Source organism: Agromyces sp. H17E-10 (assembly GCF_022919715.1).
Taxonomy (GTDB): domain Bacteria; phylum Actinomycetota; class Actinomycetes; order Actinomycetales; family Microbacteriaceae; genus Agromyces.
Map to the genome: position 1 here is coordinate 789,589 of NZ_CP095042.1, position 15,091 is coordinate 804,679.

A 15,091-nucleotide genomic window follows, 5' to 3' on the forward strand; every position below is an offset into this window, starting at 1 on the left:
CCCGCGCGAAGGGGAAGGAATCCGAACGATCTTCGCCTAGGCTGATCGGGCACATCGACGTGCCGTGCCGTCTCCCCTGCGGCGCGACCCGAACCCGAAATCCCCCACCCGTGAACCCCATCGCCCTCATCGGAGCGGGCCCCTCCGGCCTCGCCGGCGCGCGAGCACTGAGCCGCGCCGGGCTCTCCTTCCACGGTTTCGAGGCCGGCGCCGACGTCGGCGGCCTCTGGAACATCGACAACCCCCGCTCGACCATGTACGAGTCCGCGCACCTCATCTCGAGCCGCACGACGACCGAGTTCGCCGAGTTCCCGATGCGGTCGACCGCCGACTACCCCGGCCATCGCGAGCTCCTCGAGTACTTCCGCGCGTACGCCGACCGGTTCGGGCTGCGCGAGCACTTCCACTTCGGCACGAGGGTCACGAGCGTCGAGCCGCTGCCGGTCGCCGACGGCGAGACGCCGGGTGCGAACGGCTGGCGGCTCACCGCCGTAACCGACGGCGGCGACACGTTCGAGGGCGACTACTCGGCGGTGATCCTCGCGAACGGCACGCTCGCCGAGCCGAACGTGCCGTCGTTCCGCGGCGACTTCACCGGCGAGGTCATGCACACGAGCGCGTACAAGTCGGCGAGGGTGTTCGACGGCAAGCGCGTGCTCATCATCGGCGCCGGCAATTCGGGATGCGACATCGCGGTCGATGCCGTGCACCACGCGGCATCCGTCGACCTGTCGGTGCGCCGCGGCTACTACTTCGTGCCCCGCTACCTCTTCGGCAAGCCGTCCGACACGCTCAACCAGGGCCGGCCGCTGCCCGCGCCGATCAAGCAGTTCGTCGACACGCGCGTGCTCGAGGCGTTCACGGGCGACCCGGTGCGCTTCGGATTCCCGAAGCCCGACTACAAGATCTACGAGTCGCACCCGATCGTGAACACGCTGATCCTGAACCACCTCGGACAGGGCGACCTGCGGGTCGTGCCCGACATCGACCGCTTCGACGGCGACACGGTGCATTTCGTCGGTGAACACGGTGCCGACGGCACGTCGGGCGATTACGACCTCGTCGTGCTCGCGACCGGCTACAAGCTCGATTATCCGTTCGTGGCGCGCGAGCACCTCAACTGGCGGGGCGCCTCTCCGTCGCTCTTCATGAACATCTTCCCGCCGAGCTTCAACGGCCTGTACGTGCTCGGCATGATCGAGGCGTCGGGAATCGGCTGGCAGGGCCGCTACGAGCAGGCGGACCTCATCGCCGCCTACCTCGCCGCCGCAGGCGGGGCACCCGAGCAGGCGGCCGCCTTCCGGCGCCGGGCGGATGCCGCATGGCCCGACCTCACCGGCGGTTACGACTACCTCGGGCTCGACCGCATGTCGTACTACGTCAACAAGGACGCCTACCGGCGCAACGTCAAGAAGCTGCGGAAGGCGCTGCCCGCCGCATCCCCGGTCGACCGTGGTCTCGATGCGCGCAGCTCCTCGACCGACGAGGTGACCGCGTGAACATCGACGACGTCGTCCTCAACTTCACCCCGGGCTCGCTCGTCGCGCTCAACATCGTGCTCGGGCTCATCATGTTCGGCATCGCGCTCGACACGAGCGTCGACGACTTCAAGGCCGTCGCCAAGGCGCCGAAGGCGATGATCATCGCGCTCGTCGCGCAGCTCGTGCTGCTGCCCGCGGTCACGTTCGCGCTCACGCTGCTGCTGAACGTGCAGGCGTCGATCGCGCTCGGCATGATCCTCGTCGCGTGCTGCCCGCCCGGCAACATCTCGCAGGTGCTCACCTACTGCTCGCGCGGCAACGTCGCCCTCTCGGTGTCGATGACGGCCGTGTCGAACGTGGTCTACATCTTCGTGCTGCCGATCTCGCTCGCGTTCTGGGGCAGCCTCCACCCGACCGCGCGCGAACTCATGCACCAGGTGAGCCTCGACGGCTGGCAGATGCTCGCCGACATCTTCCTCATCATCGGCCTGCCGTTCTTCGCGGGCATGCTCATCCGCGCCAGGTGGACCCGCCTCGCCGAGCGCGTGCAGCCCTACGCCCGCTGGATCAGCCTGCTCGGTCTCGTCGGCTTCATCGCCGCGGCGCTCATCGGCAACTGGGCGATCTTCATGGCGTACATCGGCGTCGTGCTCGTCGCCGTCTTCCTGCACGACGCCGTCGCGCTCGGCCTCGGCTACGCGAGCGCCCGCATCGGCGGGCTCGGCGTGCGCGACCGCAAGGCGATCACGTTCGAGGTCGGCATCCGCAACTCGGGGCTCGGGCTGGGGCTCGTCTTCGCGTTCTTCGGCGGTCTCGGCGGCATGGCCGTCGTCGCCGGCTGGTGGGGCATCTGGGACATCATCGCGGGCCTCGCGGTCGCCTCCTTCTGGGCGCGGCACACGAAGAAGCGGGCGGATGCCGCGGCGACGGCGCCTCCTGGTCGGTCGCGTGGCGAGCGCAGCGAGCGTATCGAGACCACCGGGTCGGAGGACGCCGAATGAGGCGCGTGCTCGTGACCGGCGGGTCGGGGTTCCTCGGCTCCTCCGCGGTCGCCGCCCTGGCGCGGCATCCCCTCGTCGAACTCGTCGTCTCGGGCGACGTGCGCCCACCCGCGCAGGTCGTCGACGGGGTCGTCGTCGAGTCGTGCGACGTGACCGACGCGCAGGCCGTCGCGACCGTCGTCGCGAAGCACCGCATCGACACGATCGTGCACCTCGCGGCCATCGTGAACCCGGGCGCCCTCGACGAGGAGATCGAGTACCGCGTCGACGTGCAGGGCACCCGCAACGTGCTCGACGCCGCGGTCGCCTACGGCGTCTCCCGCATCGTCGTGTCGTCGTCGGGCGCGGCCTACGGCTATCACGCCGACAACCCCGAGTGGCTGACCGAGACCGACGCCATCCGCGGCAACGAGGAGTTCAGCTACTCGCGCCACAAGCGTCTCGTCGAGGAGATGCTCGCCGACTACCGGGCGGGGCATCCGTCGCTCGGGCAGGTCGTGCTGCGCATCGGCACGATCCTCGGCCCGACGGTCGCGAACCAGATCACCGCGCTGTGGGACGGGCCGCGCATCCTCGCGATCCGCGGCTCCGACAGCCCGTTCGTGTTCGTGTGGGTCGACGACGTCGTCGGCGCGATCGTGGCGGGCGCCACGGGCGACGTGACCGGCGAGTTCAACGTCGCCGGCGACGGCAAGGTCACCGTGCACGAGATCGCCGACGCGCTCGGCAAGCCCGTGCTCACCCTGTCGCCGGGCGTGCTCGCGTTCGCGCTGCGCGCGGGGCGGGCGCTGCGGCTCACGGTGCACGGGCCCGAGCGGGTGGGTTTCCTGCAGTACCGGCCGGTGCTCGCGAACGACCGGCTCAAGACGCAGCTCGGGTACGTGCCCGGCAGGACGAGCCGCGAGGCGTTCGACGCCTACCTCGAGGCGCGAGCCGCGCGCGGGTAGCGCAGTCGGTGCAGCTCGGGCAGGAGCATCCGACGCAGAGGCCCGATATCGGCGGTTCGTGTCGGATGCTCCTCTCCAGCCGACTCGGATACGGCCATCCTTCGGAGGATCGCGCCCGCCGACGGCTGCCACCGGCCGCGCGTACGGCGAGCCCTCAGGACTCGGGTAGACTGTCCGAGGCTCCCCACGTGGCGCCATCCAGGCCAACTCCCCCAGGGCGGAAACGCAGCAAGGGTAACCGGGCTCTGGCGGGTGCGTGGGGGGTCACTGGAGGATTCGCCTAGTGGCCTATGGCGCACGCTTGGAAAGCGTGTTGGGTGAAAGCCCTCGGGGGTTCGAATCCCCCATCCTCCGCCAAGAACCGTTCACGCCGGGTGCGCGCACAGCACCCGCACCGGGCTTCGAATCCCCCATCCTCCGCCGAGATGTCCCACGCCGGGTGCGCGCACAGCACCCGCACCGGGTATCGAATCCCCCACCCTCCGCCGAGATGTCCCACGCCGGGTGCGCACGCACGGCGCAGACCGGTCACCGGAAGCGGCTCCGGCGGCCGGGTCAGTCGTCGACTGCGGCGCTCCCGGAGTCGACCGCGATGCGTGCCGTCGCGGCGGCGTACGCCGCCCGGATCTCGGGCCGGGTGTCGGGCTCGAGCTCGACCGCGAACTCGACGGCCCAAGCCGGTCGCTCGCCCATGAGCGCCCAGGCCGCCTGGCGGGCGGCCCCGTCGGCGACGTACTCGCTCGGGGCGGGCACGGCCACCGGCACGTCGAACACCTGGGCGGCGATCGCCCGCACGGCGGGGTTCTGCGCGGCGCCGCCGATCAGCAGCACGCGTCGCGCCGCCACGCCCTGGCCCCGCACGGCGTCGAGGCCGTCGGCGAGCCCGCACAGCAACCCCTCGACGGCCGCCCTGGCGAGGTTCGGCCGGGTGGTGGAGGCGAGCGTCATGCCGGTCAGCGAGGCGGTCGCCTCGGGAAGGTTCGGGGTGCGCTCCCCCTCGAAGTACGGCACGAGCACGAGACCGGATGCCCCGGGCTCGGCCTCGAGCGCGAGCCTGCCGAGTTCGTCGTGGTCGACGCCGAGCAGGCCGGCGGCCGAGTCGAGCACGCGCGCGGCGTTGAGGGTCGCGATGAGCGGCAGCCAGTTGCCGCTCGCGTCGGCGAAGCCTGCGACGGTGCCCGACGCATCGGCGATCGGTGCGTCCGCGACGGCGAACACCGTGCCGGACGTGCCGATCGACACGATGACGTCGCCCGGCTGCGCGTCGAGTCCCAGTGCGGCGCCCGCGTTGTCGCCGCAGCCCGGGCCGACGACGACGCCGGCCGCCGTCGCGCCGACCCGGTCGGCCGGGCCGGCCACCCGCGGCAGCACGGCGTCGTGGCCGAGCGCGCGGACCAGGAGGTCGCGGTCGTACCCGCGGGCGCCCCAGTACGCGGTGCCGCTCGCGTCGGACCGGTCGGTGACGAGCTCCTCGAGCACAGGCCCGAGCGGCGACTCGGCGTCGCCGGCCGGGCCGTACCCGCGCAGCCGCCAGGTGAGCCAGTCGTGCGGGAGCGCGACCGCGGCGACGCGCGCCGCGTTGGCCGGCTCGACATCGCGCAACCACCGCAGCTTCGTCGCCGTGAACGAGGCGACGGGCACCACGCCGGTGCGGTCGGCGTAGGCCCGCGAGCCGACCTCGCGGGTCAGATCGCGGGCCGCTCCCGCCGAGCGGGTGTCGTTCCAGAGGAGGGCCGGGCGAATGACCCGGCCGTCGGCGTCGAGCACGACCATGCCGTGCTGCTGGCCGGCGATCGACACCGCGGCGACGTCGTCGAGTCCGCCCGCTGCGGCGATCGCCGACTGCAGCGCGCGCCACCAGTGCTGCGGGTCGGCCTCGGTTCCGTCGGGATGCGGGGCGCGACCGGTCCGGACGAGCGCGCCGGTGGCGGCATCCCGGATCACGACCTTGCACGACTGGGTCGACGAGTCGACTCCGGCGACGAGCGTCACGTTGCCCTCCTTGGCGACGATGCGACGGGCGGGTGGATGATCGGCGGGGCGGTGCGGGCGCGGGGTCAGCCGCGAGCGCCGAGCAGGTGTTCGGTGGCGAGCTGCTGCAGGCGCACGAAGCCGAAGCCCTTGCCGCCGAGGTACGCGTTCGCGTCGAAGTCCTCGAACGCCGAGCGGTCGGCGGCGAGCGACTCCCAGGTCTCGTCCGCGTCCAGCGTGGGCGCGGCGAGCTCGTCGACCTTCGCGGCCGCGAGCGCCTCCTGCACCTCGGGATCGGCGCGGAACGCGGCTGCGCGCTCCTTGAGCAGCAGGTAGGTGCGCATGTTCGCTGCAGCCGACTCCCAGACGCCGCGCTCGTCCTCCGTGCGGCTCGGCTTGTAGTCGAAGTGACGCGGGCCGTCGTAGGCGGGCACGCCGCCGGGGCCGCCGTTCTCGAGCAGGTCGACGAGCGCGAAGGCATTGTGCAGGTCGCCGTGACCGAACACGAGGTCCTGGTCGTACTTGATGCCGCGCTGGCCGTTGAGGTCGATGTGGAAGAGCTTGCCGTGGTACAGCGCCTGGGCGATGCCTGCGGCGAAGTTGAGGCCCGCCATCTGCTCGTGGCCGACTTCGGGGTTGAGGCCAACGAGCTCGGGGTGCTCGAGCGAGTCGATGAACGCGATCGCGTGTCCGAGGGTCGGCAGCAGGATGTCGCCGCGCGGCTCGTTGGGCTTGGGCTCGATCGCGAAGCGGATGTCCCAACCCTGGTCGATGACGTGCTGGCCGAGGAAGTTCACCGCCTCGCGGTAGCGGTCGAGCGCCGCACGGATGTCCTTCGCGGAGTCGTACTCGGCGCCCTCGCGCCCGCCCCACATGACGAAGGTCTTCGCCCCGAGCTCGACGCCGAGCTCGAGCTGGCGCATCACCTTGCGCATCGCGAAGCGTCGCACGTCCCGGTCGTTCGACGTGAAGCCGCCGTCCTTGAAGACCGGTGCCGAGAAGAGGTTCGTGGTGACCATCGGCACGATGAGGCCGGTGTCGGCGAGCGCCTGCTTGAGGCGGTCGATCTGGGTCTGCCGCTCGGCGTCGGTCGAGCCGAAGGCGAACAGGTCGTCGTCGTGGAACGTCAGCCCGTACGCGCCGAGCTCGGCGAGCTTCTCGACCACGTGCACGACGTCGAGCGCATCGCGGGTCGGACCACCGAAGGGGTCGGTGCCGTTGTAGCCGACGGTCCAGAGGCCGAAGGAGAACTTGTCGTCGCGGGTGGGCGCGCTGGCCATGGATGATCCGCCTTTCAGCGTCGTCGATGATTTGTTGGCGAGTTCAACATAACCCGACACGCTGAGACACGCAAACCGATTCCCGGGAAACCCTTCCGGAAATTTCGACACTAGGATTCGAAACATGAAATCGGATGCCGCGGGCGCGCGCGTCACGCTCGCCGACGTCGCCGACGAGGCCGGCGTCTCGCTGTCGACCATCTCCAAGGTGCTGAACGGGCGCGCCGACGTCTCCGAGGCCACGCGCGAGCGGGTCGAGCACGTGCTCGCCGAGCGCGGCTACCGGCGGCGCGGCGGCGGGCGCAGCGAGACCCGCGCCGAGTTGATCGAGATCGTCTTCCACGAGCTCGACCCCATCTGGTCGATGGAGCTCATCGACGGCGTCGAGTCGGTCGCGAAGGAGCACGGCCTGAGCGTCGTGCTCACGGTGAGCGGAAGCCGGCACTCGCCCGACGCCGACTGGGTCGAGGGGGTCATGCGGCGCCGCCCGGTCGGGGTCGTGCTCGTCTTCAGTGACCTCGCGCCGGACTACCGGGAGCAGCTGCGCGCCCGGGCGATCCCGTTCGTCATCGTCGACCCCGCCGGCGACCCGTCGCCCGACGCGCCGAGCGTCGGCTCGGCGAACTGGTCGGGCGGGCTCGCCGCCACCCGGCACCTGATCGAGCTCGGCCATCGGCGGATCGCCGCGATCACCGGCCCCGAGGACATGATGTGCTCGCTGGCACGCGTCGACGGTTACCGGTCCGCGATGAACTCGGCCGGTCTCGCGATCGACCCCGCCTGGATCCGCTTCGGCGACTTCCACGTGACCGGCGGACGCGACCACGCGCAGGAGCTGCTCACCAGCCCCGATCGGCCGACCGCGGTGTTCGCGGGCAGCGACATGCAGGCGCTCGGCGTGCTCGAGGTGGCGCGCGAGCTCGGCCTGCGGGTGCCCGAGGACCTCTCGGTCGTCGGCTACGACGACATCCCGCTCGCGCGCTGGCTCACCCCGCGGCTCACGACGGTGCACCAGCCGCTGCGCCGCATGGGCGAGGAGGCGGCGCGCCTGGCGATCCGGCTCGCGGACGCCCCCGCCGACCCGACGGCGCCGACCCCGCGGATGGACCTCGCCACGAGCCTCGTGGTCCGCGAGAGCACCGCTGCCCCGGCCGACGGCTGACGCCGCCGCCACGGCCGACGGCTGAGTGCAGCCGTCGGCCGGTGGCCGTGGGATCACGCCGTGACCGGCGCCTCCAGCGGCAGCCGTTCGACGGTGACCTCGGGGTGCAGGCGCCGGGTGTGGTCGACGCGGCGCACCCTCCCGGTGAGCTCGACCCGGTGCGTCCCGACCAGGTCGGCGCTCGATCGGCCGAGGCCGAGCACGAGCACGCCCGGCTCGACGATGCGAGCGCCGTCGCGCGCGGTGAACGACGACAGGTCGGCGGGCACGACGAAGCGCACGTCGACGGCCTCCCCGGGCGCCAGGTCGACCCGCGCGTAGCCGATGAGCCGCTGCACGGGGCGCACCACGCTCGCGACCGGGTCGTGCAGGTAGAGCTGCACCACCTCGGCGCCGGCGCGGGCACCCGTGTTCGCGACCCGCACCTGCACGGCGACCTCGCCGTCGGTCGGGATCTCTGACGCCTCGCCCCGCACCTCGCCCCACTCGAAGCTCGTGTACGTGAGGCCGTGGCCGAACGGGTACCTCGCCGTCGGGTCGATGCTCGACACGCCGTTGCGCTGCGCGAGCGGCGGGGCGAGGTAGGTGGAGGGGTGCACGCCGGCCGTCGCCGGCACCGAGATCGGGAGGCGGCCGGACGGCGCGACGCGCCCGCTGAGGACGCCGGCCAGCGCACGCGTCCCCTCCTCGCCCGCGAAGAAGGCCTCGAGGATGCCGGCAGCACGCTCGGGCGCGGTGCCGAGCGTGTACGGGCGCCCCGCCAGCAGCGTCACGACCGTCGGAGTGCCGGTGTCGAGCACCGACTCGAGGAGCGCGCCCTGCGCACCGGGCAGTGCGAGCGACTCCGCGTCGCATCCCTCGCCGCTCGTCCCCCTGCCGAACAGTCCGGCGCGGTCGCCGAGGGCGAGCACGACCAGATCGGCTGCGGATGCCGCGGCCACCGCCTCGGCGATGCCGTCCGTCTCGCCGCCGTCGACGGAGGTGCCGAGCACGTGGTCGATCTCCGTGCCCGGGAACTCCGCGCGCAGCGACTCGAGCAGCGTCGGCAGCGCGATGCCGTCGCCCGAGGCCGGGTGGTGGACGCCCACGTGGGCTGGGAACGAATAGCAGCCGAGCACCGCGAACCGATCGTCGCCGTTCGGGCCGATCACGGCGATCCGAGCGGGAGCACCGGCCGCGGCATCCAGCGGCAGCGTGCCGTCGTTGTGCAGCAGGACGATCGCTCGTTCGGCGATCTCGGCGGCGAGCGCCCGATTCGCCGGCGGGTCGAGGTCGACGGCGCCCCGCACCGCCTCGAGGTCGTCGGCGAGATCGCGCAACGCCTCGGGTACGGGATCCCAGTCGGCATCGAGCAGGCCCAGCTCGAGCTTCTGCGCGAGCACGCGACGCAGTGCCCGGTCGACGACCGCGGGGTCGAGACGCCCGTCGGCGATCGCCTCGCGCAGCGGCGCCCCGAACGCGTGCACGGTCGGCAGCTCCACGTCGATGCCGGCCTCGAGCGCGGCGGCTGCGGCGTCCGCGAGGGAGCCCGCGGTGCCGTGCAACGTCTGCAGGAAGGCGATCGAGAAGTAGTCGGCGACGACCGTGCCCTCGAAGCCCCACACGCCGCGCAGCAGGTCGGTGAGCAGGGCCGCGTCGGCCGCCGTCGGAATCCCGTCGATGTCGGTGTACGCGTTCATCACGCTGCGGGGAGCGCCCTCGCGCAGCACCATCTCGAACGGCGGCAGCAGCACGTCGGCGAGCTCGCGCCCGCCCACCGAGACCGGCGCGAGGTTGCGGCCGGCCTTCGAGGCCGAGTAGCCCACGAAGTGCTTGAGCGTCGCGACCACGCCGGCCGACTCCAGGCCGCGGACGTACGCGGCGCCGACGGTGCCGACGAGGTACGGGTCCTCGCCCATGGTCTCCTCGACCCGGCCCCAGCGGGCGTCGCGCACGACGTCCAGCACCGGTGCGAGCCCCTGGTGGATGCCGACGCGCCGGAGGTCGTCGCCGATGCGCCGCGACATCCGTTCGATGAGCGCCGGATCGAACGTCGCCGCCCAGCTGAGCGGAACCGGGTACGCGGTCGCGCCCCAGGCGGCGAACCCGGCGAGGCACTCCTCGTGGGCCAGCGCGGGCACGCCGAGGCGGCTCTCGGCGACGATGCGGCGCTGGGTGCGGGCGAGCGAGAGCGCCCCAACGCCCGGGTCGACCGGTGCGGTGCCGAACGGCCGGGTGAGCTGGCCGAGGCCGTCGGGGATCAACGCGTCGAGGTCGACGTCGCCGATCATCTCGTGCTGGTTCGGCGCGACGTCGGTGCCGTCCGCGGAGGCGCCGACCCAGACGCCGTAGAGCTGCGCGAGCTTCTCGTCGAGGCTGAGCGCCGCGATGAGCGAGTCGACCCGTTCGGTGGCGGGCACGGAGGTGTCCTGCCAGGGGCGGGCGTGTTCCATCGTCATCCCTTCACCGCTCCCTGGAGCCCGCCGACGATGCGTTTCTCGGCAAGGGTGAAGAAGGCGATCGCGGGGAGCATCGCGAGCGCCGTGTACGAGAGCACGCCGGTGGTGTCCTGCCCGTACGCGGTCGAGAAGAACTGCACGCCGAGCGGCAGGGTGTAACTGTCGACGCCGGCGCCGCCGGCCTGCAGCACGAACAGCGGCAGCAGGTAGGCGTTCCAGCTGCCCACGAACGCGAGCACGCCCACGGTCATGAGTGCCGGCATCGACAGGGGCAGCATGATGCGCCAGAAGAACCCGATCCGGCTCGACCCGTCGACCATCGCCGCGTCCTCGAGCTCGCCGGGGATGGCGCGCAGGAAGGGGACGAGGATGATGATCGTCGTCGGAAGCGCGAAGGCCACCTGGGGGATGATGAGCCCCCACCAGTTGCCGAAGAGGTTCATCTGCCGCAGCAGCACGGTCAGCGGGAGGATCGAGATCGTGAGGGGGAACAGCAGCCCCGTCGTGAACATGGCGTAGAGGAACTCGCGGCCCCTGAAGTCGTAGCGGGCGATCACGAACGCGGCCATGACGCCGATCAGCATGACCCCGAGGGTCGTGCCGAGCGCCGTCACCATGCTCGCGAGCACCTGGTTCCAGAAGGTCGGGTCGGTCAGCACCCGCGCGTAGTTGTCGACGGTCCACGGATCGGGCATCCCCGCGGGGTTCGCGAAGAAATCGGGGTTCGTGCGGAATCCCGAGACGAACACGTAGAGCACCGGCCCGACCGCGAGGGCGGCGACGACGAGTGCGACGAGGTACACGAACGGCTGGCCCCAGTCGAAGCGCTGGCCGGCTCGTCGTCGCGGGACGGATGCCGGGTCGGCGACGGTCATGGCGGTCGTTGCGGTCATCAGCGCACCCCTCCGGTGATGGCTCCGGCGAGATCACGCCGCAGCGCGAAGCGCTGGTACACGAGGGCGATGACGAGGGAGATGAGGAACAGGACGACGGCGACGGCGCTGCCGTAGCCGATCTGGGTGACGTTGAGCCCGTTCTTGACCATGTAGACCGCCATCGTCGACGACGCGTTCAGCGGCCCGCCTCCGGTCACGATCCAGACCATGTCGAACAGCTGCAGCGCCCCGATGATCGACAGGAAGGCCCAGATGCGGATGGTCGGTCCGAGCAGCGGCACGGTGATGTACCACTGCGTCTTCCACCAGCCGGCGCCGTCGAGGGCTGCGGCCTCGTAGAGCTCCTCGGGAACGCCCGACAGGCCGGCGAGCATCAGGATGATGGCGAGCCCGAGGTACTTCCAGGTGAGGATGCCGAACATGGTCCACATCACGACATCGGGATCGGCGAGCCAGGCCGGCGGGTTCTCGATGCCGATCGCCTGCAGGAGCGTGTCGACCGGGCCCCAACGCGCCGGCGGCACCGACTGCAGCAGGATCTGCCAGGCGAGACCGGCCGTGACCTCGCTCAGCACGTAGGGCACGAAGATGAGGGCGCGGAGGAGGCCGCGGAACCGCAGGGGTCGGTTCATGAGCAGCGCGATGAGGATCGCGAGCGGCCCCTGGATCAGCAGCGACAGGACGATGATGAAGAAGTTGTTGTACACCGAACGGTGGAACACGGGATCCGTGAGCAACCGGGTGTAGTTGTCGAGACCGATGAACCGGTCGAGCGGACCCAGCCCGTTCCAATTGAAGAAGCTGTAGTACGCCGCCAGCACGACGGGCAGGAGGACGAAGACGACGTAGACGAGCACGGCGGGTCCGGCGAAGAGCGAGATCTCGCCCCACTTGCGCGTGTTGCGTCGTGTCGGACGCCGCTCGATGCGAGGGGCCGGACCCGCGGTCACCGCGGGCCCGGCCGTTTCGAGTGCAGTCATGCTAGAGCGTGGCCGCCGCTGCGTTCATGGCGTCGGGGACCGACTCGGGCGTTCCGTCGCCGAACATGAGGGCCACGATGGCGTCGTTCATCGCCTGGCCGATGACCGGGCCGTACTGGGTGTCGAGCCACGTCACGACGAGCGAGGCGCCCACCGTGCCGTCGGCGATCTGCTTGAGCACGGGGTCGGTGATGCCGGCCTCGGCGCCCGCGACGGTCGGGATCTCGCCCGTCGCCGCGAAGCGCTTCTGCACGTCTTCGCTCATGATGTACTCGAGCAGGTCGAGCGTCTCGTCGGGAGCGTCGGCGTAGACGCCCCACGCGTCACCGGAGCCGAGCGCGGCACCGGGTGCACCCTCGGCACCCTCGATGTCGGGCACGGGCATCCAGGCGAGCCACTCGGGTGCCGGCGGGTTGTCGGCGGGTGCGCCCGGAACGAGCTTCGCGACCTCGCCGCGGTGCCAGGTGCCCATGAGCTCCATGGCGGTCGCCTCGGAGGCGAGCAGGCCGGCCGAACTGTTCGGCACGCTCTGCGCGGGGGTGCTGGTCGGGTTCGACTGGAAGGGCAGGTCGCCGTCGAACGAGTCCATCCAGGCCTTCAGGTTCTCGCCCGCCTCGACGAAGCAGGGGTCGCTGAAGTCGAGGGTGTCGGCCGCCTTCTCGAGCGACTCGGGCGAGCACGTCTTGATGGCGAACTGGTACCACCAGTGGGCCGCGGGCCAGCCGTCGGCCGCGCCGACGCCGACCGGCGAGACGCCCGAGGCGGAGAGCTTGTCGATCGCCTCGCCGAACTCGTCGAAGGTCGCCGGCGGCTCGGTGATGCCCGCCTTCTCGAACAGGTCGGCGTTGTACCAGATGCCTTCGATGCCGTAGCGGTAGGGGATGCCGTACTGCTTGCCGTCGACGTTCCAGCCCGTGCCGGCACCGCCGACGCTCTCGACGACGTCGGTGAGGCCGCTGAGGTCCTTGAGGTAGCCGGCCTCGACCTGTGCCTTGATCTCACCTTCGGCCCACACCATGAAGAGGTCGGGCGCCGCGTCGCCACCGGCCTGGAGCGCGTTGGGAATGAGGGTGCGCTGCAGGTCCTCGTTCTGGAAGGCCTCGACCTTGACGGTGACGCCGGGGTGGTCGGCCTCGAACTCGTCGGCCACGTCCTCCCAGAAGGACTTCAGCGGCTCACCGGTGCCGTTGTGCCACCACGTGATCGTCGTGCCGTCGCCTGAGGCGTCGCCTCCGCCTGCCGCCGGCGCGCAGCCCGCGAGCGCGAACGCCGCGAGTCCGACGGTCGCCCCGAGCGCGACGAGCTTGGTGCTGCGTCTGTTCATCGTTGAACCTCTCGAAATTTTCGGGTGTTGTGCCGAAAGTGATCTTGGACGCCTCGAATATACGTCGCCTCCGGATATCGAGTCAAGCGCAACAAATTCGGCGTGTCCGCAACCGAGCGATCCCAGCACTCCCTAGAGTGAACGGGTGATCGAACGGAGCGGAACCTTCGACGGCGTCCATCGTCGAAACCTCTCGAAACTCCTCACCCTCGTGCATCTCGAGGGGCCGCTCTCACGCGCCCGGCTGACCGCCATGACGGGTCTCAACCGTTCGACCGTCGCGTCGCTCGCCGCCGAACTCGTCGACCTCGGGCTGGCGGTCGAGCGGGCGCCCGACCCGACCAACCGGGTCGGTCGACCGTCACCGGTCGTCGCCCCCTCCCCCGATGTCGTCGCGATCGCGGTCAACCCCGAGCTCGATGCCGTCACGATCGCCGCCGTCGGGCTCGACGGCCGCATCCCCGCGCGCGAGCGCATCGACGTCGATCGCATCGTCTCTCCCACCGAGACGGCTGACATCGTCGCGCGCACGATCGACCGCTGGCGCGGTGCCGAACTGGCGGGCGCGCGCATCGTCGCGATCGGTCTCGCGGTGCCCGGTCTCGTTCGTGCGGGCGACGGAATGGTGAGACTCGCCCCGCACCTGCAGTGGCGCGACGTGCCGCTTCCGGCGCTCGTCGAGCACGCGACGGGGCTTCCCGCCGTCGTCGGCAACGACGCCACCTTCGGCGTGACCGCCGAGCACCTCTTCGGCGCCGGGCGCGGCGTCGACGACATCGTCTACCTCAACGGCGGTGCGAGCGGCATCGGCGGCGGCCTCATCGTGCACGGTCTGCCCGTCGCCGGCGCGGGCGGCTACGCGGGCGAGTTCGGCTGGAACCGCCCGGGCATCTCGGACCCCGACGATCGCACCGCGCCGGCGGGGGTGCTCGAGGAGGAGGTGAGTCGCGCACGGCTGCTCACGGTGGTCGGCCTCGCGTCGGCCGACGAGCCGACGCTCGCCGCCGCACTCGCCGCGCGCGCCGACGCCGACGTCGAGGCCGAGCTCTCGCGCCAGCGCCGCATCCTCGCCACGGCGCTCGCCAACGCGGTCAACGTGCTGAACCCGTCGCTCGTCATCCTCGGCGGGTTCCTCGCCACGGTCGCCGCGAGCGACCCCGACGCACTCCGCGACGCCGTCGTGGCGCAGACCATGCCGGCGGCCGCCGAGTCGCTCGAGATCCGTGTGGCCGCGCTCGGCGAGGACCGCCTGCTGATCGGCGCCGCCGAGGCGGCGTTCGCCGACCTGCTTCGCGAGCCCGTCGGGACCGACGGCTGAGCACGTCGACGAGCGTCGCCGGCACCGCCTATGCTGTCCTGAGCCGGGTCGTGAGGGCCCGAGATGTCGACGAAGACGACGGCGTTCTCGTCGACCCCACGACGCCGGCACACACTTCCCTCCACCGTCCCGAATGATGGCGAACGACTGTGCCCGACCAGCGAACGACCGTGCCCGACCCCCGTGTCCTCATTAATGCCGAATGGCGCGCATCGCGCGTTGGCCGCATGATGTGAGAGATGTCAGCGGCACAGGTGGACACGAGGAGTGGGGACGCAGGGGGCTCCTCCATC

Annotated in this window: 11 protein-coding genes, 1 tRNA gene and 1 other RNA gene; 7 read left to right on the plus strand and 6 right to left on the minus strand. The window is 71.3% G+C overall.

Going from position 1 to position 15,091, the window contains the following annotated elements:
• Positions 1-110 precede the first annotated feature (110 nt).
• From MUN74_RS03535 to MUN74_RS03555, 5 genes are all read left to right on the plus strand, one after another.
• Positions 111-1,499 (plus strand): flavin-containing monooxygenase, encoded by a 1,389-nt coding sequence (locus tag MUN74_RS03535; RefSeq protein WP_244855039.1) that lies wholly within the window; start codon positions 111-113, stop codon positions 1,497-1,499.
• Positions 1,496-2,482 (plus strand): bile acid:sodium symporter family protein, encoded by a 987-nt coding sequence (locus MUN74_RS03540; protein WP_244855040.1) that lies wholly within the window; start codon positions 1,496-1,498, stop codon positions 2,480-2,482. Before MUN74_RS03535 ends, MUN74_RS03540 begins: the two co-directional genes overlap by 4 nt.
• Positions 2,479-3,429, plus strand: a complete 951-nt coding sequence (locus tag MUN74_RS03545) for an NAD-dependent epimerase/dehydratase family protein (protein WP_244855041.1) — start codon at positions 2,479-2,481, stop codon at positions 3,427-3,429. The genes MUN74_RS03540 and MUN74_RS03545 overlap by 4 nt, the downstream gene beginning before the upstream one ends.
• Positions 3,430-3,604: 175 nt before the next feature.
• Positions 3,605-3,701: signal recognition particle sRNA small type (gene ffs / locus MUN74_RS03550), an RNA gene on the plus strand.
• Positions 3,699-3,786: transfer RNA gene (locus MUN74_RS03555), tRNA-Ser, on the plus strand. The genes ffs and MUN74_RS03555 overlap by 3 nt, the downstream gene beginning before the upstream one ends.
• 198 nt (positions 3,787-3,984) lie before the next feature.
• On the opposite strand, the gene xylB is transcribed toward MUN74_RS03555, so the two are convergent.
• On the minus strand, positions 3,985-5,421 hold the full coding sequence (gene xylB / locus MUN74_RS03560; RefSeq protein WP_244855042.1) for a xylulokinase: 1,437 nt from the start codon (positions 5,419-5,421) through the stop codon (positions 3,985-3,987).
• A 65-nt stretch (positions 5,422-5,486) separates the two neighbouring features.
• Positions 5,487-6,680: a xylose isomerase gene (gene xylA, locus MUN74_RS03565; protein WP_244855043.1), complete on the minus strand. Its 1,194-nt coding sequence runs from the start codon at positions 6,678-6,680 to the stop codon at positions 5,487-5,489.
• Between the two features lie 124 nt (positions 6,681-6,804).
• Here xylA and MUN74_RS03570 point away from each other — a divergent pair, with 124 nt between their 5' ends.
• Positions 6,805-7,842 (plus strand): LacI family DNA-binding transcriptional regulator, encoded by a 1,038-nt coding sequence (locus tag MUN74_RS03570; protein WP_244855044.1) that lies wholly within the window; start codon positions 6,805-6,807, stop codon positions 7,840-7,842.
• Between the two features lie 53 nt (positions 7,843-7,895).
• Here the strand turns inward: MUN74_RS03570 and MUN74_RS03575 are convergent, their stop codons facing one another.
• Genes MUN74_RS03575 through MUN74_RS03590 form a run of 4 tightly spaced genes read right to left on the minus strand, consistent with a single transcriptional unit; the run spans position 7,896 to position 13,480 of the window.
• Entirely contained in the window at positions 7,896-10,274 is a 2,379-nt protein-coding gene (locus MUN74_RS03575) for a beta-xylosidase/alpha-l-arabinosidase (protein ID WP_244855045.1), read from the minus strand.
• Between the two features lie 2 nt (positions 10,275-10,276).
• Positions 10,277-11,173, minus strand: a complete 897-nt coding sequence (locus MUN74_RS03580; protein ID WP_244855046.1) for a carbohydrate ABC transporter permease — start codon at positions 11,171-11,173, stop codon at positions 10,277-10,279.
• Positions 11,173-12,156, minus strand: coding sequence for a carbohydrate ABC transporter permease (locus tag MUN74_RS03585; protein ID WP_244855047.1), 984 nt, complete (start codon positions 12,154-12,156; stop codon positions 11,173-11,175). Before MUN74_RS03585 ends, MUN74_RS03580 begins: the two co-directional genes overlap by 1 nt.
• Before the next feature lies 1 nt (position 12,157).
• The gene (locus MUN74_RS03590) at positions 12,158-13,480 is read right to left on the minus strand and encodes an extracellular solute-binding protein (RefSeq protein WP_244855048.1); all 1,323 of its coding nucleotides are present in this window, start codon (positions 13,478-13,480) and stop codon (positions 12,158-12,160) included.
• A gap of 145 nt (positions 13,481-13,625) precedes the next feature.
• Here MUN74_RS03590 and MUN74_RS03595 point away from each other — a divergent pair, with 145 nt between their 5' ends.
• Positions 13,626-14,798, plus strand: coding sequence for an ROK family transcriptional regulator (locus MUN74_RS03595; RefSeq protein ID WP_370647342.1), 1,173 nt, complete (start codon positions 13,626-13,628; stop codon positions 14,796-14,798).
• Positions 14,799-15,091 lie beyond the last annotated feature (293 nt).